The organism is Paenibacillus sp. FSL M8-0142 (genome assembly GCF_038597315.1).
Taxonomy (GTDB): domain Bacteria; phylum Bacillota; class Bacilli; order Paenibacillales; family Paenibacillaceae; genus Paenibacillus_AQ; species Paenibacillus_AQ lactis.
Window position 1 is genome coordinate 4,132,903 of the sequence record NZ_CP152008.1, and the last position, 19,751, is coordinate 4,152,653.

22 protein-coding genes are annotated in these 19,751 nt (G+C 54.4%); all 22 read right to left on the reverse strand.

The annotated features are described in order from the left end of the window. Positions 1-238 precede the first annotated feature (238 nt). Positions 239-1,333: a prephenate dehydrogenase gene (locus tag NSQ46_RS19040; RefSeq protein WP_342574380.1), complete on the reverse strand. Its 1,095-nt coding sequence runs from the start codon at positions 1,331-1,333 to the stop codon at positions 239-241. A gap of 69 nt (positions 1,334-1,402) precedes the next feature. Then, entirely contained in the window at positions 1,403-2,500 is a 1,098-nt protein-coding gene (gene hisC, locus NSQ46_RS19045; protein ID WP_342574382.1) for a histidinol-phosphate transaminase, read from the reverse strand. 53 nt (positions 2,501-2,553) lie between these two features. Beyond that, complete coding sequence (trpA, locus tag NSQ46_RS19050) at positions 2,554-3,381, reverse strand: tryptophan synthase subunit alpha (RefSeq protein ID WP_342574383.1); 828 nt, start codon at positions 3,379-3,381, stop codon at positions 2,554-2,556. Continuing rightward, positions 3,378-4,577, reverse strand: coding sequence for a tryptophan synthase subunit beta (gene trpB / locus NSQ46_RS19055; RefSeq protein WP_342574384.1), 1,200 nt, complete (start codon positions 4,575-4,577; stop codon positions 3,378-3,380). Before trpB ends, trpA begins: the two co-directional genes overlap by 4 nt. Further along, complete coding sequence (locus tag NSQ46_RS19060; RefSeq protein WP_341033829.1) at positions 4,574-5,248, reverse strand: phosphoribosylanthranilate isomerase; 675 nt, start codon at positions 5,246-5,248, stop codon at positions 4,574-4,576. The genes trpB and NSQ46_RS19060 overlap by 4 nt, the downstream gene beginning before the upstream one ends. A gap of 14 nt (positions 5,249-5,262) precedes the next feature. After that, entirely contained in the window at positions 5,263-6,069 is an 807-nt protein-coding gene (trpC, locus tag NSQ46_RS19065) for an indole-3-glycerol phosphate synthase TrpC (protein WP_342574387.1), read from the reverse strand. Further along, positions 6,059-7,099 carry an anthranilate phosphoribosyltransferase gene (trpD, locus tag NSQ46_RS19070; RefSeq protein WP_028403632.1) on the reverse strand — a complete coding sequence of 347 codons (1,041 nt, stop codon included), beginning with the start codon at positions 7,097-7,099 and terminating at the stop codon, positions 6,059-6,061. The genes trpC and trpD overlap by 11 nt, the downstream gene beginning before the upstream one ends. Before the next feature lie 19 nt (positions 7,100-7,118). Then, entirely contained in the window at positions 7,119-8,672 is a 1,554-nt protein-coding gene (gene trpE, locus NSQ46_RS19075) for an anthranilate synthase component I (RefSeq protein ID WP_251536859.1), read from the reverse strand. A 367-nt stretch (positions 8,673-9,039) separates the two neighbouring features. Continuing rightward, entirely contained in the window at positions 9,040-9,426 is a 387-nt protein-coding gene (gene aroH, locus NSQ46_RS19080; RefSeq protein ID WP_007129828.1) for a chorismate mutase, read from the reverse strand. Further along, on the reverse strand, positions 9,423-10,523 hold the full coding sequence (gene aroB / locus NSQ46_RS19085; RefSeq protein ID WP_342574391.1) for a 3-dehydroquinate synthase: 1,101 nt from the start codon (positions 10,521-10,523) through the stop codon (positions 9,423-9,425). Before aroB ends, aroH begins: the two co-directional genes overlap by 4 nt. Before the next feature lies 1 nt (position 10,524). Further along, entirely contained in the window at positions 10,525-11,694 is a 1,170-nt protein-coding gene (aroC, locus tag NSQ46_RS19090) for a chorismate synthase (RefSeq protein WP_077565432.1), read from the reverse strand. Positions 11,695-11,944: 250 nt separating this feature from the next. Continuing rightward, a complete protein-coding gene (locus NSQ46_RS19095; RefSeq protein WP_342574393.1) occupies positions 11,945-12,745 on the reverse strand; it encodes a protein-glutamate O-methyltransferase CheR in 801 nt (266 codons plus the stop codon). A 54-nt stretch (positions 12,746-12,799) separates the two neighbouring features. Beyond that, positions 12,800-13,243, reverse strand: coding sequence for a nucleoside-diphosphate kinase (ndk, locus tag NSQ46_RS19100; RefSeq protein WP_028403634.1), 444 nt, complete (start codon positions 13,241-13,243; stop codon positions 12,800-12,802). Between the two features lie 109 nt (positions 13,244-13,352). Then, a complete protein-coding gene (locus NSQ46_RS19105; protein ID WP_342574394.1) occupies positions 13,353-14,327 on the reverse strand; it encodes a polyprenyl synthetase family protein in 975 nt (324 codons plus the stop codon). Next, the gene (locus NSQ46_RS19110; protein WP_007129822.1) at positions 14,324-15,187 is read right to left on the reverse strand and encodes a menaquinone biosynthesis protein; all 864 of its coding nucleotides are present in this window, start codon (positions 15,185-15,187) and stop codon (positions 14,324-14,326) included. The genes NSQ46_RS19105 and NSQ46_RS19110 overlap by 4 nt, the downstream gene beginning before the upstream one ends. A gap of 1 nt (position 15,188) precedes the next feature. Further along, positions 15,189-15,791, reverse strand: coding sequence for a flavin prenyltransferase UbiX (locus tag NSQ46_RS19115; RefSeq protein ID WP_007129821.1), 603 nt, complete (start codon positions 15,789-15,791; stop codon positions 15,189-15,191). Beyond that, the gene (locus tag NSQ46_RS19120; protein WP_007129820.1) at positions 15,791-16,663 is read right to left on the reverse strand and encodes a UbiA-like polyprenyltransferase; all 873 of its coding nucleotides are present in this window, start codon (positions 16,661-16,663) and stop codon (positions 15,791-15,793) included. The genes NSQ46_RS19115 and NSQ46_RS19120 overlap by 1 nt, the downstream gene beginning before the upstream one ends. Further along, entirely contained in the window at positions 16,656-17,417 is a 762-nt protein-coding gene (locus NSQ46_RS19125) for a demethylmenaquinone methyltransferase (protein WP_007129819.1), read from the reverse strand. The genes NSQ46_RS19120 and NSQ46_RS19125 overlap by 8 nt, the downstream gene beginning before the upstream one ends. Positions 17,418-17,420: 3 nt before the next feature. Then, positions 17,421-18,281, reverse strand: coding sequence for a heptaprenyl diphosphate synthase component 1 (locus NSQ46_RS19130; RefSeq protein WP_007129818.1), 861 nt, complete (start codon positions 18,279-18,281; stop codon positions 17,421-17,423). A 110-nt stretch (positions 18,282-18,391) separates the two neighbouring features. Further along, positions 18,392-18,934, reverse strand: a complete 543-nt coding sequence (locus NSQ46_RS19135) for a hypothetical protein (RefSeq protein WP_007129817.1) — start codon at positions 18,932-18,934, stop codon at positions 18,392-18,394. A 172-nt stretch (positions 18,935-19,106) separates the two neighbouring features. Continuing rightward, the gene (mtrB, locus tag NSQ46_RS19140; protein ID WP_007129816.1) at positions 19,107-19,331 is read right to left on the reverse strand and encodes a trp RNA-binding attenuation protein MtrB; all 225 of its coding nucleotides are present in this window, start codon (positions 19,329-19,331) and stop codon (positions 19,107-19,109) included. An 85-nt stretch (positions 19,332-19,416) separates the two neighbouring features. Then, positions 19,417-19,689, reverse strand: coding sequence for an HU family DNA-binding protein (locus NSQ46_RS19145; RefSeq protein ID WP_007129815.1), 273 nt, complete (start codon positions 19,687-19,689; stop codon positions 19,417-19,419). Between the last annotated feature and the right edge of the window lie 62 nt (positions 19,690-19,751).

The following is a 19,751-nucleotide window of genomic DNA, read 5'->3' on the forward strand; positions in this document are numbered from 1 at the left end:
AGCACTCTAGCATTATAGCACATATTGGAGAAAGAATCAGTTTTATGCCAGATTTCATGGCATGTTCAGGAAAATGACAAAAAAAAACCGCCTTCATCCGAAGACGGCCGCACATAGTGCAATATTTTGGATAGGAGTGGAGAGAAACCATACTGTACTTTTATTATATGTATACGTTTTCATTTTGTCAATACTGTAAACGTATTTATTTGCGGTTGTTTGAAAACAACCGCAGCAGCTATTGATAAACGGGATGCCCTTTCGATAACAGCAGCTCTTTCGCCCGCTCTTGGTCCACTTCATTTCGGAAGGACAGCCTCATTACACCCGGCACGTCTTCCCGGCTCTCGATGATTTGAATATTACTCAGGTTGATGCTGTTGGCCCCGAGCTCGGTCGCAATACGGCCGATAATTCCCGGATGGTCAGGCACATCCAGATACAGGTCATACTGGGATACAATCATGCCTTTGGGTCTTTCCGGCAGCACGCTGCGGAATTCGCCCGCTCTGCGGAAGGCCTCTTCTATGGCAGATCCGTCGCCATCCTCCAGCATGTCCATAAATCGCTGAATTCCCTCGTTCCAATCACGGAGCAGCGGCAGCATGACGCTCCGGTTATTCAGCAGAATATCCCGCCAAACGACCGGGTCGCTCGAAGCAATCCGCGTAATATCGCGGAAGCCTCCGGCAGCCAGCGTGCGGTACAGCGCATTATCGTCGTTATAAGCGCTTATCTGATTGACAAGCGCGACAGCAATGATATGAGGCAGATGACTGATGGCACCCACAATTTCATCATGCAGCCGAGGCTCGACCCGTACGATATGTGCCCGGGTATGTGCCAGAAGACGTGCAAGGGTATCCAGCTTCTCTTCCGGGACATTATCCGACGGGGTAAGCACATAGTACGCATTCTCGAACAGCAGCGTCGAAGCCGCCCCGACGCCGGAGCGCTCCGAGCCGGCCATCGGATGTCCGCCGATAAAGCAGGCATCCTTTAGCTCAAGCTGCGAGGCGCACTCGGCAATGCTTGCTTTCGTGCTTCCCACATCGGTTATGATACAGCCGGGCTTTAATTGAATTTCGTTTAACTGTTTCAGGTAGTATTCTAAGCTGCCCACCGGGACGCATAGGAAAATAACGTCTGCGTCCCGGGCAGCCTCCTCCACCGATAATGTAACATGGTCTACTACGCCTTTGGCCCTCACCTGATCGGCGTAGGCTTCGGTATGCGCGTAGCCCGTAACGGTGATCCCCGGCTTGCCTTTAAAGCATAATGCCAGCGATCCGCCGATTAAGCCGACACCAAATATGGATATATGCATGGTCATGTTCTCTCACTCGTTTCAAACTGCGATGTTTAAGCTGATTATGAATATTTTTAATCTGTTCCTTGAATGTTACACGACAGGGCTAACTTCAGCGATTACCTGCTCAAGCGCTCCGATAAAGGCATCGTTCTGTTCCTTCGACCCGACCGTCACCCGAATCCAATTCGGATACCGCTCGAATCCCGGGCGGATAATAATGCCCTTTCTGAGGAGTGACTGGAAGACATCCTTTCCGGATCTTCTCACATCGATCATGATGAAGTTGCCGTGTGCCGGGAAATACGACAGCCCGAGACGGTCCAGTTCTCCTTGAAGGTACTTGATCCCTTCTTCATTCCGCTTGCGGCACTCGGCCACGAACGCCTGGTCCTTCAGCGCTGCCTTGGCTGCTGCCTGCGCTAGACGTCCCGTATTGAACGGTTCCCGTACACGGTTGATGAGGGAGATCACCTCTTCTTGAGCAACCCCGTATCCGATCCGCATCGCCGCCAACCCGTAAATCTTGGAGAAGGTGCGGAGGATGACCAGATTCGCGTAGCGACCCATCAGCGGGATGCTGTTCGGGTACGAAGCATCGGTGACGTATTCGAAATAAGCTTCATCAAGAACAACCATAATGTGCTCAGGAACGGCGTCAAGGAACTGAACAAGCTCCGCCTCCGAAACGATGGTGCCGGTCGGGTTGTTCGGATTGCATACCCAGATGATTTTGGTCTTATCCGTGATCGCGTCGAGCATGCCTTGAAGGTCGTGTTTTCCATCGACAAGCGGAACCTCGATGCTGACCGCACCCTCAATCTCGGCGTTCGTTTTATATACCGAAAAAGTCTGATCGGCCATGATCGTTTCGTCGCCTGGAACGAGGAACGCCCGGATAATGAGCGCGATGATCTCATCGGAGCCGCAGCCGAAAATAATCTGAGGGCTTGCAACGTTCAAATGCTCCGCCAGCGCAGCTGTCAATTCCGCTGCACTGCCGTCCGGATACAGGCTGAGCGTTTCCAGCTCCGCCGTGATCGCTTCTCTTGCAAGCGGCGAGCAGCCGTATGGATTTTCGTTCGAAGCCAGCTTGATCACGTGATCCAGCCCAAGCTCCTTCTTCACCTCTTCGATCGGTTTTCCCGGCTGGTAGACGGGAAGATCCACGATTTGCGCTTTTGGTTTCATTTGATATTCGCCTCACCTTTCATATCTACTCTAAACTTAACTCTGTAATCACCCTAACGGTCTAGGGCAAGCTTCGCACCTTTTAATTGTGCCACAAATTGTCCGATTTGCGAAAGCCCTTGGCTGCGGGTCTCCTCACGCTCCAGCAGCGGAATATTCGATTCGATCGTACGCACGATCGCGCTGCCGACAACGACGCCGTCACAGATCTTGGAGAATCTGGCCACCTGCTCCCCCGTAGAAATACCGAAGCCGATCGCGATCGGCACACGGCTGTATTCCTTCACCGTCTCAAGGAATGCCTCAACGCCGGAATAGAAATCCGTACGTTCACCCGTTACGCCGAGCGAGGACACGCAATATACGAAGCCGGTCGCCTCCGAAAGAATGGTAGCGATCCGTTCATGGGAGGTTGGTGCCACTAACGGAATGAGGTGAACCCCTGCCGCCGCTGAACGCTTACGGATCTCCGCCGATTCCTCCACGGGCAGATCCGGGATGATCAGGCCGCTGATATCGTGCTTCAGCACCTCCTCGAAGAAGGTGTCCAGGCCCATCTGCAGCACCGGGTTATAATAAGTGAACAGGATGAAAGGCAATTGGCTGCCGCGTTCCCGAGCCTTTAGCGCGATGTCCATGCAGGTGCGGATCGTGACTTTGTTCTTGAGCGCCCGCTCGGAAGCCCGCTGGATCACCGGTCCGTCCGCCAGCGGATCCGAATACGGCACGCCCAGCTCAATGATGTCGGCGCCGGCGCTTTCAAGCTCGGCGATGATGTCCAGGGTCGTTTCCGGGTCGGGATCGCCAACGGTCAGATATGGGATGAGCGCCGTTTTGTTGTGCAATTTCAAAGTTTCAAACGTCTGATCGATCCGGTTCATATCGTCTTCCCTCCCGTGTATGCCATAATGGATTCTACGTCCTTGTCCCCGCGACCCGACAAATTGATGACGATCAGATCCCCCTCGGTCCATTGCGGGGCCATCTTCACGGCTTGAGCCAGCGCATGCGCGGACTCCAGTGCCGGAATGATCCCCTCGGTCCGGCACAGCAGCTGTAGTGCTTCCAGCGCCTCCGCATCGGTGATGGGCTCATATTGAACCCGTTCAATATCTTTCAAATACGAGTGCTCTGGGCCGACACCTGGATAATCCAGGCCGGCCGAGATCGAGTGCGCCTCCTGAACCTGGCCGTACTCATCCTGCAGCAAATAGCTCATCGAGCCTTGGAATACGCCCTGGGTTCCCTTGGTCATCGTGGCGGCATGGAACTCGGTCTCAACGCCTTTGCCGGCCGCCTCGACGCCGACCAGCCGGACCTCGCTATCCTCCAGAAACGGATAGAACATACCGATCGCATTGCTGCCGCCGCCGACCGGTGCCAAAATCATGCTTGGCAGACGACCTTCGCTCTCCAGAATCTGCCTGCGCGTCTCGTCTCCGATGATTCGCTGAAAGTTGCGTACCATCATCGGGTACGGATGCGGCCCCACAGCCGAACCGAGCACGTAGAACGTGTCCTCCACGTTGCTGACCCAGTATCGGAGCGCTTCGTTGCCGGCATCCTTCAGCGTGCGGCTTCCGGACGTGACCGGTATAACCTCGGCCCCAAGCATTTTCATCCGGAATACGTTAAGCTGCTGCCGCTTCGTGTCTTCTTCGCCCATAAATACTTTGCATTCCAGTCCAAGCAGCGCGGCAACGGTGGCCGTAGCCACTCCATGCTGGCCGGCGCCGGTCTCTGCGATTACCTTGGTCTTGCCCATCCGTTTGGCGAGCACGCCTTGGGCAATGGCATTATTAATCTTATGGGCGCCCGTATGGTTCAGGTCCTCCCGCTTCAAATAAATTTTGGCCTTGCCGAGATGACGGCTGAACCGCTCGGCGTAATACAGCGGAGTCTCCCTGCCGGAATACTGCTTCAGCAGATAGGCGATCTCCTCCTTGAATTCAGCATCTTCCGCGTAGCGGTTATACTCCTGCTCCAGCTCGATCAAGGCGTTCATCAGCGTTTCCGGTACAAACCGTCCGCCGAACACCCCGAAACGTCCATTAACGTCAGGAAGCTCTGTTCTCATATGCCCTTCACCCTTTCCACGAATGCTTTCACTTTCTGTATGTCCTTCACGCCCGGCTCGCTCTCGACGCCGCTGGATACATCCACGCCATCGGGAGCGTACCGGCTGATTAATTGCGATACATTATCCGCATCGAGCCCTCCGGCCACGAAGAGCGGAATTCCATGCTGCTTGGCCCAGTCTTGGTATGGCGGAATGAGGTCCCAGGCGAATGTCTTGCCCGATCCCCCGCCATATTCCGGATCGAAGGTATCGACGAGCAGTCCGTCAATGCAGCCTGCATACGAATCCAGCGCAGCCATTCGTGCTTCATCGCTCTTCTCCCCGCCGATCGATACCACTTTAAAAACGGAAACCGGGAAGCGCTCCTTCACTTCCCGGCAAAATTGCGGCGTTTCCTGACCGTGCAGCTGTACGATATCGAGCGGGGCATGCGAAAGCAGCTCCTCAAGCTCGCTCCAATCAGGATTAACCAACACGCCGACGGCGGCGGGTGCCTGTCCCGGGCTCCACTCCTTTAATATGCCGATCAGCTCCCCGGCTTGCTGAGGCGTCACCTTCCGCCGGCTCTTGGCAAATACAAATCCGATATAATCCACAGGTAAGTTTATCATAGATTTTAGCACTTCAACGCTTTGAAGTCCACATATTTTTACGGCCGTATCTTTCATCCAGCTGCTCCCCTTTACTCCGAGTCAGCGGCCACCGGCAGCGGTCCCATCAAATCATTAACGGCACGGAATACATCCGGCTGTCTCATGAAATGTTCTCCGACCAGCACGCCATGTGCGCCTACATAATGCAAATACGAGATATCCGCAGGCCGCGATATGCCGCTCTCGCTAATAAGCGTCACGTCTTTAGGCACCTCGCCTGCCAGATCGGCCGTCGTTTCCAGCGAGGTTTCGAATGTACGCAAGTTCCGATTGTTAATGCCGATCAAAGACGGATTCAGCTTAAGGACCGTCTGGAGCTCCTCGCGGTCATGGACCTCAATCAAGCAGTCAAGTCCTAGGGAAGCGGCCAGGTCCGTAAATTCCGCCATTCGTTCCTGCGTAAGAATTGCAGCAATGAGCAGGATCGCATCGGCGCCAAGCAAGCGCGCTTCATAAATTTGCGTCTCGTCGATAATGAAATCCTTGCGAAGCAGAGGCAAACGGACGGCCTCGCGAACGGCCTTTAAATATTCTCCGCTCCCCTGAAAGTACTCCCGATCCGTCAGGACGGAAAGGCAATCGGCATCGGCGGCCTCGTAGGCCTTCGCGATCATGACCGGATCAAAATCGGGCCGGATCAACCCCTTGGACGGCGAAGCCTTTTTCACTTCGGCGATCAAGCCCATGCTGCGTTTGCGTCCTTCCGCAAGCGCCCTAGCAAATCCGCGAGTCGGCGGCAGCTCCTGAATCCGGCTTTCCGCTTCCGCAGCGGAAAATGTTTCGCGCAGCTTCGCGACCTCTTGCTTCTTAGTGGCTACGATTCGATCAAGATACATAGCTTAATTCCCCCGTCCGTATAATAAGCTGCTCCAGTTTTGCCTGGGCAAGCCCTGAATCAATAGCGTGCGCAGCCTGCTGCACACCTTCCTTCAGACTGTCGGCGAGCCCGGATACGTAGATGCAGGCTCCCGCATTCGCCAGGACGATATCCCGGTACGCGCTTTTCTCTCCACGGAGCACCGAGCCGATAATCGCGGCATTTTCTTTGGCATCACCGCCGAGAATCGCGTCCATCGGATGGACCTGCAAACCAAGGTCGGCAGGATGTATATCGTAGGTCCGCACTTCGCCGCCCCGAAGCTCGGATACTCGGGTCGGAGCCGAAACGCTGATTTCATCCAAACCGTCATGGCTTGTGACAACCATCGCTCTCTTCAATCCGAGCTCCTTCAGTACATGGGCGATCGTTTCCGTCTTGCTCATGTCATATATCCCGAGCATCTGCCGGTCCGCCCCGGCCGGATTCGTCAGCGGCCCCAGCATATTGAACACCGTCCGGACCCCGAGCTCCTTCCGCGGCGCTGCCGCATGCTTCATCGACGGATGGTAGATCTGGGCGAACAGGAAGCAGATGCCGATATCGTCAAGGCAAGCCTTGGCCTGCTCCGGCGTCAGGTGAATGTTCACCCCCAGCGCTTCCAGCACGTCCGCGCTCCCGGCGCGCCCGGAGGCGGAGCGGTTGCCGTGCTTCGCCACCCGGACCGATACCGAGGAGGATATGATGGCCGATACCGTTGAAATATTGAATTTATGAATGCCCGACCCCCCGGTTCCGCAGGTATCCAGCAGCCGGTTGCGCTCCGTGACGACTCGCCCGCCGGCGCCTCTCATCGCTTCGGCAAAGCCGGTGATTTCATCGACAGTCTCCCCTTTGATCCGCAGGGCGGTCAGCAGTCCTCCGATCTGAGAAGGAGTGGCCTGCCCGTCCATAATGGACTGCATCACCCCGCGCGCTTCTTCACGGCTCAGGTCTTGGCCTTCAATCAGCTTGGAAATGCTGGATTGCATCGGTTCCATAACGTTCATCTCATTCTCCTCCTCTGAGTTAAGGTGTGTATTGATACAGATAATCCTGATTAATGAAATCCTCAGCGCCGCTGTTAGCAGGGAACATCGCTTCCGCTACCCGGATCGCTTTCAGCATGCCTTTGGCTTTATTGACCGTCTCCTCATACTCCTTCTCGGGTACGGAATCCCATACGATGCCGGCGCCGGCCTGAACATATGCTTTTCCCCCGCGGAATATAATCGTCCGGATCGTAATGCAGGAATCCATGTTGCCGCCAAAACCGAGATATCCGATCGCTCCGGCATAAACGCCCCTGGCTTCCCGCTCGAGCTCCGCAATGATCTCCATCGCTCTCAGCTTCGGCGCGCCTGACACGGTTCCGGCCGGTAGGCAGGAAAGGAACGCATCGAAGAAGTCCTTATTTTCGCTGAGGCGTCCGGAAACCCCGGATACCATGTGCATGACATGCGAGTATTTTTCAATCTCCATAAAGGTGTCGCATTTCACCGAGCCGAACTCCGACACGCGCCCGAGGTCGTTTCGTCCCAGATCCACCAGCATCAGATGCTCCGCCCGCTCCTTCTCGTCCTGCAGCAGCTCCTCAGCCAGCAGCTGATCCTCGGCTTCGTCGATGCCTCTTGGCCGGGTTCCTGCAATCGGTCTCGTCTCTACGCGCCGGCCGTCAACCTTGACCAGCGCTTCAGGGGAGGTTCCCACGATAATGTCGTCGTCCAATTTGAGGTAATACATATACGGCGAAGGATTCAGCGTGCGAAGCACGCGATAGACGTGAAGCGGCGTTACGTCCGTCTCAATATGAAACCGCTGGGACAGCACGACCTGAAAAATATCGCCCGCCCGAATATACTCCTTCGCCTTCTCTACATTGTCCATGTATTTCTCTTTGGTCATGTTCGATTGAATGTCTCCCAGCTCGATATCTGCCGGGATGCTTCTGGAATTTACATTCTCCTTCGGCCCGTCCTCCTGCAGCTGCTCCGCTGCCGCCTCGAGCTTGCGCCGCACATGGTCATACTTCTGACGGATGTCCTCGTCCGTATCCCCAGGCTTGGTGTGCACGTTGCCGATGAGCATGATCTGCTGCTTCACGTGGTCGAACACGATCACCTGGTCACAGAACATAAACCTTATATCATCCATGCCCAAATCGTCCAGCGCATGGGCCGGCAGCTTCTCGTAATACTGCAGCAGATCATACCCGAAGAATCCGATCGCCCCGCCTGTAAAGGGAGGCATATCCTTAAGCTGCGGGCTGCGGTACTTTCGCAGAAGCGCCTTGAGCTCCTCTACCGGCTTTCCCTTCAGCACGGAACGCTCGCCGTTCATTTCGATTTCGATGCCGCCTTTTTTGCCCCGAATCATCAAGAAGGGATCTGTTCCGATGAACGAATAGCGCGCCCATTGCACGCCGCCCTCTACGCTTTCAAGTAAAAATGCCCGCTTCCGCTCCGCATACCGCTGAAATAAGCGAATCGGCGTCTCCATGTCGGCCAACAGCCGGATCGCTACCGGAATCAGATTATATTCGCCTGCCATTGCCACCACTTGCTCCATCGATGGATGTGCCATGCCAAACCCTCCTTCATGATTATCAAATACAAAAAAAACCTCTACCGAAGTAGAGGTTTGGTTCGTCTGCATATGAGAATTGTTTATTAAGAGCACGGTACAGAAATCCCCAAAGGCTTCACCAAATCCAATGCCGTGCTGTTCGTATACCTGACGCGTCATAGAATACGGCATCTGCCGGCATCCCTTCCGCACAAGGTAGAATAGCCCAATCATCATCAATGAACCACGGATTCCTAATCCCGATATGAAATTGCCTAGGATGCTTAACTCTGCTCTTCTCAACTCAACTCATCTGTGAAACCTAAACTCTACTCAGCTATATTCTGATACCACTATACAGGATGATGGCGGTAATCTGCAACCCTTAATTTTGCTTGTCGGCGCCCGCGCCGGACAAATCCGGGCGAAGCCGCTTCGCTTCGTTCAAATACACATGCTTGATCTCGCTCTGGCTCTTGTCGGTATTGACCTGCACCATGAAGCGGATACAGCGCGGAAGACTGCCCTTCACCGGTATTTCGACGGAGCACATCAAAGGCACGAGGTCCCAGCCCTCCAGCTGGCGGATGGCGCGAGCAGGGAACGCCGCGTCCAAATCCTGCGTCATCGTAATCCAGATGTTGCTTATATATTCCGGCTGAAGGTCGTTGCGCCTAACGATCTCTTCCAACAGGCGGAGCGTCTCCTGCAAAATCTCCTGCTCTTCATTGCGGGTCACCGTCGTGGCTCCCCGGATTCCCCGATTCATCATGTATTAACCTCTCCCTTCAGCTGTTCAACGACCGTTCGAACAGCATCGACCGGTACATCCTTGACGATGCTGACTGACCCGATGGCCTCGGGGACGATAAACACCATCCGGCCTTCGGCGAATTTCTTGTCGTGCTGCATCGCGTCCATAATGTCCTCGACCTTGATATCGGCAGGAAGCGTCACCGGGAGATTCAATGCCTGCAGCATGCCGACCGTCTCGGCATACAGGCTCTGGTCTCTTCCCAGCATGCCGGCCAGCTTAGCCGAGCCGGCCATTCCGATCGCAATCGCCTCCCCGTGAAGGAAACGCCCGTAACCGCCGACTGCTTCAATCGCATGGCCGATCGTGTGGCCCAAATTCAGAATGGCGCGAAGGCCGCCTTCCCGCTCGTCCTTGGAGACGACATCGGCTTTAATGGCACAGCCACGCTCCAAGCCGTAGATCAATGTTTCCGGTACAAGGGCGAGCAGCTCCTCGGCATGCGCCCTGCACCAATACGCGAAATCACGGTCCAAAATGAGTCCGTGCTTCACCATTTCGGCGAGCCCGGACGAGACCTCGCGCGGCGGGAGTGACTTCAGCGTATCCACGTCGTAGAGCACCATCGCCGGCTGGTGGAAGGCACCGATCATGTTTTTGGCAAGCGGGTGGTTGACCGCAACCTTGCCGCCCACGCTGCTGTCATGGGCGAGAATGGTCGTCGGGATCTGCACGAACGTGACTCCGCGCATATACGTAGCCGCAACGAAGCCGGCTAGATCGCCGACGACGCCTCCGCCGAGGGCAAACACCGCCGAGCTGCGGTCCAGCTTGCCGCGGATCGCGGTCGTCATGACCTCTTCATACACTTGCAGCGATTTGGAGGATTCCCCGGACGGTACGGTATGCGTAACAACCGAATAGCCTTCCGACACCAGCGCTTGTTCTACCTGGGCCAAGTAATGAGGCGCCACCTTGTCATCCGTCACGATCAGCTGGGGGCTCTTGACGCTAATGCCGTGCTTTCTGCTCAGTTCACCGATCGAATCCAAAATCCCGGAGCCGATGTAAATGGGGTATGAGCGCTCTCCCAATTCAACTCGCAGCGTCCTCATCTTAGTAGCTCTCCAGCTGCTTCAGGTAGTTTTGGTAATTCGCATGGATCTCCTCCATCGAATCGCCGCCGAATTTCTCCAGGAACGCTTTTGCTACCTCCCAAGTCACCACATGCTCCATGACGACGCTAGCCGCAGGAACCGCGCATGCATCCGAGCGTTCCACCTGGGCGGTAAAAGGCTCCTTCGTATCGATATCCACGCTTTGAAGCGGCTTGTACAGCGTCGGGATCGGCTTCATGACGCCGCGGACAACGATCGGCATGCCGTTGGTCATCCCGCCTTCGAAGCCGCCCAAGCGGTTGGTTGCGCGGTAGTAGCCGCGCTCCTCGCTGTACATGATCTCATCATGCACTTGGGAACCGCGAAGCTCTCCGGCTTCGAATCCGATGCCGACCTCGACGCCCTTAAAGGCATTAATCGACATCACGCCCTGGGCGATGCGGCCGTCAAGCTTGCGGTCATACTGCACATGACTGCCAAGACCGACCGGCAATCCCTCGATAATGCACTCGACAACGCCGCCGATGGAATCGCCCTCCTGCTTGATCTGGTCGATGTAGGCTTCCATCTTCTTCTCCGTCTCAGCGTCGACGACACGGACCGAGGAGGCCTCCGTGCGCTCGATCAGCTCGTCAATGGGGAGATTGTGCGGAGGCGCCTCAATCTCGCCGATTCGGATGACCTGTCCCGCAACCTTCACGCCGAACTGCTCCAGAAACTGTCTGGCGATGGCGCCGACGGCTACCCGTACGGTCGTCTCCCGCGCGCTGGAGCGCTCCAGCACGTTGCGCAAATCCTTCAGATTATATTTCAATCCGCCGTTCAGATCCGCATGGCCGGGTCTTGGGCGGTGCACACGCCGCTTCGCTTCGTCATTGCCTTCGATCGGCTCCACGTTCATGATGTTTCTCCAGTGCGTCCAGTCCTTGTTCTCCACGACAAGCGCAACCGGCGCGCCGGTCGTATATCCGTGGCGCACCCCTCCGAGAATCTGGGCCGTATCCTTCTCGATCTGCATGCGGCGTCCGCGGCCGTACCCCTTCTGGCGCCGGTGCAGCTGAAAATTCAGCGCATCGAAATCGATCTTCATATTGCTCGGAAGCCCTTCGATAATCGTAGTCAGCTGAGGCCCGTGCGTTTCTCCCGCCGTTAGAAAACGTAAACTCATGATGCTTTTCCCCCTTTAAACTTTTAAGCGTTAAAACGCTAAAATCCGTAAATATCTTCTGATCATTATAGTATAGCTAATACGCTTTGACAAGAATCCCTCTATACAGCAAAAGCGCCTCTCATCCCCGGATGGAAAAGCGCTTCGCCTATACGGTCAGCCTGCTCGCAATAGCGATGCGGGCCATGATTGGATGTTATCGATCCTTATGCCGGCTGTTCGCTCCGGCTGCCGCTTCGCACACAGTGAGCTAGAGCTTCCGGTAAAAAAACGTTTCGTTGCTCTCCAAGCCGTATTGGCCCGGATTGAAGATTTGCTCGGTGCTGCCCACAAACAGAAATCCGCCGGGCTTCAAACTTGCAGCAAACTTCATATACAGCTTATGCTTGGCATCCTCAGTAAAATAAATCATGACATTTCGGCACACGATCAGATCGAAGCCGGTATCGAACCGGTCCGTCAACAGGTTCTGCTTCTGAAAAACGATCTCCTTCTTCAAGCTGTCGCTGAACCGGTACAAGGCGCCTTCTTCCGTGAAATACCGTGAGGCCACCTGCGGCGGCACGTCCTTTAACGAACGCTCAAGATACATTCCTTCCTTCGCCTTTTGCAGCGCTCCCTCATCGATATCGGTTGCCATAATGCGCGCCCGGTTCAGCAGCTTCTTCTCCGCCAAGATCATCGCCAGGGTATACGGCTCCTCGCCCGTGGAGCAGGCAGCGCTCCACAGCTTAAGCGTACCCGGGTTCTGCTCGGTAATCGAAGGCAGGATCTTCTCTTTCAAAATTTCCCACCGGTTCGGGTTCCGCCAAAACTCTGACACGTTGATCGTCATCCGGTCCAGAAATTCATGAAATAGCGGCTTGTCCTTCATCATCGCTTCATAAAATGCCGCAAAGGTCGAGTAGCCCTTCTTGTTACGCAGTGTCGTCAGCCGCCGTTTCATCTGCGCTTCTTTGTAATCCGCCAGATTAATTCCCGTGCTCCGCTCGATGCTGCGAACAAAGCCGACATAATCCTGGTCCTCCGGCAATAATCCATGTTCCGTCATCTTATCATCCTGTTACTGTAAATTATTATAATTTGCTTAACTTCCGCTTATCGGCTACAGCCAAGGAGCAAGCGTTTTCTCATATTGAACGAGCTCCGACTCATCGAAAAAGTTGGCGATCTCGCGCTTAGCGCTTTCAGGCGAATCCGATCCGTGGATCAGATTATGCGGCGTGTGGGAGGCGAAGTCGCCGCGGATCGTTCCCGGCTGCGCTTCCTTCACATTCGTTTTGCCGATGACCTGACGGGACAGGGCAATAATGTCATCGCCTTCCCATACCATCGCGAATACCGGTCCCGACGTAATAAAGCCGACGAGGTTATCGTAAAAATCCTTACCTTCATGCTCGGCATAATGGCGCTTCGCCTGCTCGTCCGATATCTGCAGAAACTTGCCCGCGACCATTTTGAAGCCTTTATCCTCCAAACGGCCGACAATGCGGCCGATCAGTCCCCGCTGGACACCATCCGGCTTAATCATTAAAAAAGTACGTTCCATAGCCCTCATCACTTTCCTCTCCTGCCAGGATATTGAACAATCTTATCATGCTCATGTGATGTTACATGTGTACCCTTATTTTAACAGAAAGCTTCTCGTGTCGATATGACTAATATGACCGCTTGGTTATAAAATGTGCGATATCCTTCAGCTGTTTTCTCGTCTTGATGTCCGGGAGGTCCGACAAGGCGTCAAGCGCCTTGGTAATATACCGGTCCGCCAGCGCTTCCGATCTGACGATTCCGCTGCTCGACGTCACAAGCTTAACGGCCTCGGAGACATCGCACTGGCCGTTCATCGCATGAATGCGGTCCAGCTCCTTCAGCAGCGGCTCCCTGCGCTCGGGATCCTCGAGGGCATAGATGACCGGGAGCGTAATATTCCCTTGGCGCATGTCGCTTCCCGGCGGCTTGCCGATCTGCTTCTCGCTGCCGCACAGGTCCAGCAGGTCGTCCTGGATCTGAAAAGCCATCCCGACGTTGTATCCAAAACGGTACAGACTGGCAGCGATTCTCCGGTCCGCATCGGCAGCCAGCGCTCCAAGCTGGCAGCTGATCGCGATCAGAAGAGAGGTTTTGCGCCGGATACGCAGCAGATACCTTCTGACATCCTGCGAGACGTTAAAGAAATCACGGATTTGCTCCATCTCGCCGATAGACATCTCCACCATCGCTTTCGCCAGAATCTGATGAATTTCCGGCTGCTTTAGCCGGGTGGTCAAATCCAACGCTTTGCCATATATGTAATCACCGGTGTACATAGCGATCCGATTGTCCCATTTCGCCTTCACCGTCGGCTTTCCACGGCGCGTGCTGGCATCGTCGATCACATCGTCATGCACCAGAGAAGCGCTGTGAATCAGCTCCAGGGGCACGGCGACATGCTTCAGCTTCTCAATGTCATAGCTGCCGAACTTGCCGCCCATCAGAACAAATACGGGACGAAGCCGCTTGCCGCCCGCCCGGAGCAGATGCAGCGAGGTCTCCGTCAGTTCGGGACTGTCGCCTTCGACACTGCGGTAAAGCTCTTTTTCGATGACATCCATATCTTTTTTAAGAGTTCCGAATATATCAAATCGTTTCATTTCTTCACCCGCACGCTTCGTTTCTCATTCCACAGCTCCGGCACGACGACATGATCCAGCAGGCCGAGCTCATAAGCGAATTTGAAATATAAGCGAAGTCCTTCCTGTTGTCGTTCATCAAAATCGTAGCACAGGTTCGTAAAGTAATGCTTCCAGTATGCCGCGCTTCCCCCGATCCGGCTGACAGCCTCCTCAACGATCGGGGTCAAATCGCTCAAGCTCCGTCGCTTGCTCTCAAGGAACATATCGGCGATTTCCGCCATGCCCTCCGGGTTGCGCTCCACGGCGTCCCGGTTGACCGCCCAGACGGCAAACGTCATGCTGCATCCCGTCCAATCCTTCCACCACTGGCCAAGATCCGTTCTGTAATATTCCGTATTGCTCCATGAAGCCCGGATCGCATGATCGCCGATCAGAAGGGCCGCATCCGCTTGGGCCATCATTTCGGTCAGATCCGGCTCGCAGGTGATGTAGGAGTAAGTACCGCCGAGCGATTTCTCCAATAATATTTTCAATAAGTTGATCGACGTTGCCGACGTGTTCGTAAGCGCGACTTTAGCTTCCTTCAGCTGCTGAAGCGGCACCTTCGTAAACAAGAAGATCGAGTTAACCGCCCCGTCCGCGCTCACGGATAAATCCGGCAGAAGCAGCAAGCGATCCGCTACCTCCGCATAGGCGAATGAGGATAATGCGCCGATCTGGATGCTGCCCTCGTGCATTCTCCGGTTGAGCTCGGCCGGAACGGCCGCGACCATATCCGCCGGCGTGCCGAGCGCTGCAGGATCCACGTAATGAAACACGGGCCAAGCGTTGGTATAACTGATCTTGCCGATGATGGTTTTGTTGTCTTCCCCCGGCATATTAGTCACCCCATCTTTTATACAAATGATGTTCGATTCTCAAGCTGTCCAGTACTTTGCCCACCATAAAATTCACGATATCATCGAGCGTTTGCGGCCCGAAGTAAAATGCCGGCATCGCCGGAATGATCTTCACCCCGAGCCGGGCCAGCGTCAGCATGTTCTCCAGGTGGATCGCATGCAGCGGCGTTTCCCTCGGAACGAGCACGAGCGGGCGCCCTTCCTTCATCATGACGTCGGCGGCCCGTCCCATCAAATTATCGGAAGCGCCGTGGGCCACGGAAGATAATGTGCCCATGGAGCATGGCATAATGATCATGCCCTCGACCAGATAGGAGCCGCTGGCAATGGTGGCCCCGATATCAGCGATCGGATGATAAACGATCTGTCCCTCGTACCCTCCGAAACGCTCGAGAACGGCAGCCTCCCGGCTCGCCGCTTCGAAGCCCATCTCCTCCTTCAGCACACGCCATCCGGCATTCGTAATGACGAGGTGAACGTCATATCCAAGCGACAGCAGGCTTTCCGTGAGACGCACGCCGTATATGCTTCCGCTTGCGCCCGTTATTCCGACAACCCAGCTTTTTCTCCGCACGGCCTCCATCACAGGTAACGCACCACCAAATCAATCAGAGTAAAGACGAACAGGACGATGCTCAGCGTGCTGTTCATCGTAAAGAAGGCGGTCTGCAGGCGGCTCATATCGTTCGGCGACAGAATGTAATGCTGATAGAACAGAATGCCAAGAGCGATAATCATCCCGATGAGATACCACCAGCTGAGCGGTGTGATGAAAAATAGAACGATAAAGCCCAAGGCAGTAACGGCATGAAAGCCGCGGGCGAACCATAACGCGTGATGCAAGCCGAAACGGGAAGGGATCGAATACAAGCCTTCCTTCTCATCGAACTCCTGGTCCTGGCATGCATAGATCACATCGAATCCGGCCGTCCAGAACGCCAGCGCGACATAAAAGAGCAGCGCCTTCCAATCCACCTGACCTGTAACGGCGACCCAGCCTCCCAGCGGCGCAAGCGCGGTGGTCAAGCCAAGCACGACATGGCACAGCCAGGTAAAGCGCTTCGTAAAGGAATAAATAATAAGCAAAAAGATAGCGATCGGCAGCAGCCGGAAAGCAAACGGGTCCAGCTCATAGGTCGCCCAGAAAAAGACGGCGAACGATAAAATAATAAAAATGATGACTTCAAACGGTTTAAGCAGTCCAGCCGGGATGGCCCGTCCTGCTGTCCGCGGGTTTTTGGCGTCAATATATTGATCGGTTAGCCGGTTGAGTCCGAACGCGGCGCTGCGCGCTCCGAACATGGCCAGAAAAATCCATCCGATGTCTCCCCAGGAAGGCAGGTGATCGAACACCACGGCCGACCCCAGAATCGCCCCCATAAATGCGAAAGGCAGAGCAAACAAGGTATGCTCCACTTTGATCATTTCCAGATAAGTCCCAATTTTCTTAAACATTCCGATTCTCCTTGATCCCAATGTGTAAGGCTGCGATGCCACCAGTCAAGGGATAGGCCTGGACCTCCTTAAGTCCGGTCTGACGGAAAGCTTCGGCTAACTCCTCTCTGCCGGGAAACAGCTTCAGCGAGTCGGGCAGCCATTTATACTGCTCATAGCGCTTCGCCACCAGTTGTCCCATGCGTGGCAGCAGTTGTTGAAAATAGAAATAATAAAGTCCTTTGAACGGCTGCCAGGTCGGCTTGGACAGTTCCAGACATACAACCATCCCGCCCGGCTTCACCACACGCTGCATTTCGCGAAGAACCTGCATATAATCCGGAACGTTCCGCAGTCCGAAACCGATCGTCGCATAATCGAATTGATTGTCCTCGAACGGCAGTTCCATCGCATTGCCTTGCACAAGCCTAATCTGCCTCTCAAGACCGTTCCTGGCAACCTTCTCCCGGCCGACCTTCAGCATCCCCTCGCTGAAATCCAGCCCGACTATGTGTCCAGTTTCACTTGCCTGGGCCATGCTAATCGTCCAGTCGCAAGTTCCGCAGCACAAGTCAATTGCGGTATCGCCCTGGCGCATATTCATCTTCTTCATCGTGAACCTGCGCCAGGCCTTGTGTCTTCTAAAGCTGAGAATGTCATTCATCATATCGTATTTGCCGGCAATGCTCTCAAATACGGAATGGACATGCTCCTCTTTCGGCGTGCTGCCGTTACGCCGGGAATCCGGCGTCATCGTTTGTTTATCCACTGACATCACCTATCCTCCCCTTACAACAGACGAAACGGTGCCAAGCCGGTGCAGGAACGGCTCCAGCAAGCAACTGTACGGGCAATCCCCAGACCGTCCCGCAAGCAGCTGCTGCAGGTTGGCCACCGTCTCCCGCAGCTTGTCCAGGAGCCGCTCGGCAGCCTTGTACTTCAGAATCAGCTTCTTCCAATCCTTCGGGTCCGCCTTCTTCCCGACCAGCAGCCTGCGTTCCTCTTCGCTTGCCGTTTCGATCAAGTGCCAATAACTGTAGCTCCATCTTCCCGAATCCGGAGAGACGCAGCGCTTCATCTCTTGAACCAGGGTTTCGCACTGCGTGAATTCCTTCAGCAGCGTCCTCCATGTCTCGTGAACCGATTTTTCTAGCAGGGGGGTAAAAGAAAGAAACAGCTGCATATTCAGCTGTACCGTTTGCCGTAAATATTCTTCAGAAGGCACCAGCGTATCTTTCATTTTGCCATACAGGTTCATTTTCATCACATTAACACTGCTTACCGCCCGGCTCAAAAGCGAGATGACCGCAATTTCGCCCTTCTGTGCAAGAAGCTGGTAAAACCGGCTGCTGAAGTAGTCCCCGGCGAGCACCTTTAATTGACGGGAGCGCATCATGGCCTCCCCTTGGTTGCCCTCGGCAACGTCGATGCTCTCATGCGTATCAAGACCCATCTGAACCAGCGAGGCGACCAGCGCGTATAATTCTTCGAGTCCGGCAATATTTCTTCCCGAGTCCTTCAAAAATATGTATAGCAAATGAACACGGGCGTCCGGAAAGTCCGGTAGTTCCGTGTGATTCTGGATCATATCATAATTTATATATTTCTCTGCCAGTTCTGGTACGCGATACGGTTTCATCCTCAGCCTCCGTGCACTTGATGTTCTATGGTCTATTGAGCCAACAATCCAATCTATTATAACACATGTTCCGGGCACGTACATGCCTGTCACTTACTATTTTAACCGTTTCACGGACTGCTGAACTGCTTCTGCCAAAGATTCGTAAAAGTTAAATTGAGCGAGGCTGCCAAGGATGGCGGCACATCGCCGTTTCGAAGCTGGCTCAGCGCTTCTGCGTAGCGCGGCTCCCAGGATTCTCTGTTCATATTCGAAGCAAGAAGCAGATACCGCTTCCCGCCCCAGCGATCGATCGCGATCACTCTCAAGTACAGCTGCCTCACATTATCCGTTCCTTCGAACGCGAAGGACATAATGCCGGCGATATCCTCATACACGTCGCCGACGTCCTCCCCGGGATCACTCAGCTTGATATCCATCGTCAGTGAGCCGTCATCATAATCCGCCCGGCTTATTTTAAGATGAAGCGGAAGATTCATCAGCGAGTCGACCAAGCCGGCATCCGTCAGCTCACGGCTGTGATAAGGGACCGCAGCGGTGACCGTCTCGATTTTTTGGCGCGCATGCGACTTTAACTCCAGCAGGATGACGAGCATCATGAATGCGATCGCGGCCGGTACAAGCACAGCCCGTACAATTTGCCATTGCCTCATGTCGAATACCCCCTAGCCTTAGTTTCTTCCGCTCCTCTTAAGTCCATACCTCATTGTATAAAGAAAAAAAGCAGGCTATGCCTGCTGCAAAAGAAAACAATAGATGAATGTTCGATGATCTTGCCTTAAGCCCTCATCGGTCATAGCGTTCTCGAATAATCTGCCCTAAAAATCAGCTGCCGGATTCGATCTTGCCGTGCTTCGTGATGATTTCAGCTTTGCCGCGGATTTTCACCGCCGATGTATGATCCGTAAATTGGGCGATGATGACTTCGCCTTTGTCCAGCTTCTCGGTATGATGAAACCGTGTGTCCTGCCCGCGCGTAAGGCCGATCACCTGTACGCCGTGATCCAGCGCCTTGACAACGAAATAATCGCCGTTTTGAACGTTCTCCATTCCCCAGACCTCCTCGCCGTAAATCTAAAAGAAAAGGCCGTGAACGAATTCACGACCTGTGCTCTTAGGTAATATGTAGAAATCTTTATTTGATTCCGTCTTTGAGCGCTTTACCAGGTTTAAATGCAGGAATTTTGCTCGCAGGGATTTCGATTTCTTCACCTGTTTGCGGGTTGCGGCCTTTCCGTGCGGAACGCTCGCGAACCTCGAAGTTGCCGAAACCAACCAATTGGACTTTATCCCCGTTTTGCAGTGCTTCGGAAATTGCATCGAAAACGGCATCAACCGCTTTAGTCGCATCTTTCTTGGAAAGCTCAGCAGATTCAGCTACTTGAGTAATCAGATCCGATTTATTCATTCTTTCACCTCCCTAACTAGGAATGTGCTCCACTTGCTATACACTGTTTCCGTTTTACCGCA

Coding starts and splice junctions, on each gene's coding strand:
- NSQ46_RS19040 (WP_342574380.1), bottom strand. CDS start 1,333: ATGACCATGCATATATCCATATTTGGTGTCGGCTTAATCGGCGGATCG.
- hisC (WP_342574382.1), bottom strand. CDS start 2,500: ATGAAACCAAAAGCGCAAATCGTGGATCTTCCCGTCTACCAGCCGGGA.
- trpA (WP_342574383.1), bottom strand. CDS start 3,381: ATGAACCGGATCGATCAGACGTTTGAAACTTTGAAATTGCACAACAAA.
- trpB (WP_342574384.1), bottom strand. CDS start 4,577: ATGAGAACAGAGCTTCCTGACGTTAATGGACGTTTCGGGGTGTTCGGC.
- NSQ46_RS19060 (WP_341033829.1), bottom strand. CDS start 5,248: ATGAAAGATACGGCCGTAAAAATATGTGGACTTCAAAGCGTTGAAGTG.
- trpC (WP_342574387.1), bottom strand. CDS start 6,069: ATGTATCTTGATCGAATCGTAGCCACTAAGAAGCAAGAGGTCGCGAAG.
- trpD (WP_028403632.1), bottom strand. CDS start 7,099: ATGAACGTTATGGAACCGATGCAATCCAGCATTTCCAAGCTGATTGAA.
- trpE (WP_251536859.1), bottom strand. CDS start 8,672: ATGGCACATCCATCGATGGAGCAAGTGGTGGCAATGGCAGGCGAATAT.
- aroH (WP_007129828.1), bottom strand. CDS start 9,426: ATGATGAATCGGGGAATCCGGGGAGCCACGACGGTGACCCGCAATGAA.
- aroB (WP_342574391.1), bottom strand. CDS start 10,523: ATGAGGACGCTGCGAGTTGAATTGGGAGAGCGCTCATACCCCATTTAC.
- aroC (WP_077565432.1), bottom strand. CDS start 11,694: ATGAGTTTACGTTTTCTAACGGCGGGAGAAACGCACGGGCCTCAGCTG.
- NSQ46_RS19095 (WP_342574393.1), bottom strand. CDS start 12,745: ATGACGGAACATGGATTATTGCCGGAGGACCAGGATTATGTCGGCTTT.
- ndk (WP_028403634.1), bottom strand. CDS start 13,243: ATGGAACGTACTTTTTTAATGATTAAGCCGGATGGTGTCCAGCGGGGA.
- NSQ46_RS19105 (WP_342574394.1), bottom strand. CDS start 14,327: ATGAAACGATTTGATATATTCGGAACTCTTAAAAAAGATATGGATGTC.
- NSQ46_RS19110 (WP_007129822.1), bottom strand. CDS start 15,187: ATGCCGGGGGAAGACAACAAAACCATCATCGGCAAGATCAGTTATACC.
- NSQ46_RS19115 (WP_007129821.1), bottom strand. CDS start 15,791: ATGGAGGCCGTGCGGAGAAAAAGCTGGGTTGTCGGAATAACGGGCGCA.
- NSQ46_RS19120 (WP_007129820.1), bottom strand. CDS start 16,663: ATGTTTAAGAAAATTGGGACTTATCTGGAAATGATCAAAGTGGAGCAT.
- NSQ46_RS19125 (WP_007129819.1), bottom strand. CDS start 17,417: ATGTCAGTGGATAAACAAACGATGACGCCGGATTCCCGGCGTAACGGC.
- NSQ46_RS19130 (WP_007129818.1), bottom strand. CDS start 18,281: ATGAAACCGTATCGCGTACCAGAACTGGCAGAGAAATATATAAATTAT.
- NSQ46_RS19135 (WP_007129817.1), bottom strand. CDS start 18,934: ATGAGGCAATGGCAAATTGTACGGGCTGTGCTTGTACCGGCCGCGATC.
- mtrB (WP_007129816.1), bottom strand. CDS start 19,331: ATGGAGAACGTTCAAAACGGCGATTATTTCGTTGTCAAGGCGCTGGAT.
- NSQ46_RS19145 (WP_007129815.1), bottom strand. CDS start 19,689: ATGAATAAATCGGATCTGATTACTCAAGTAGCTGAATCTGCTGAGCTT.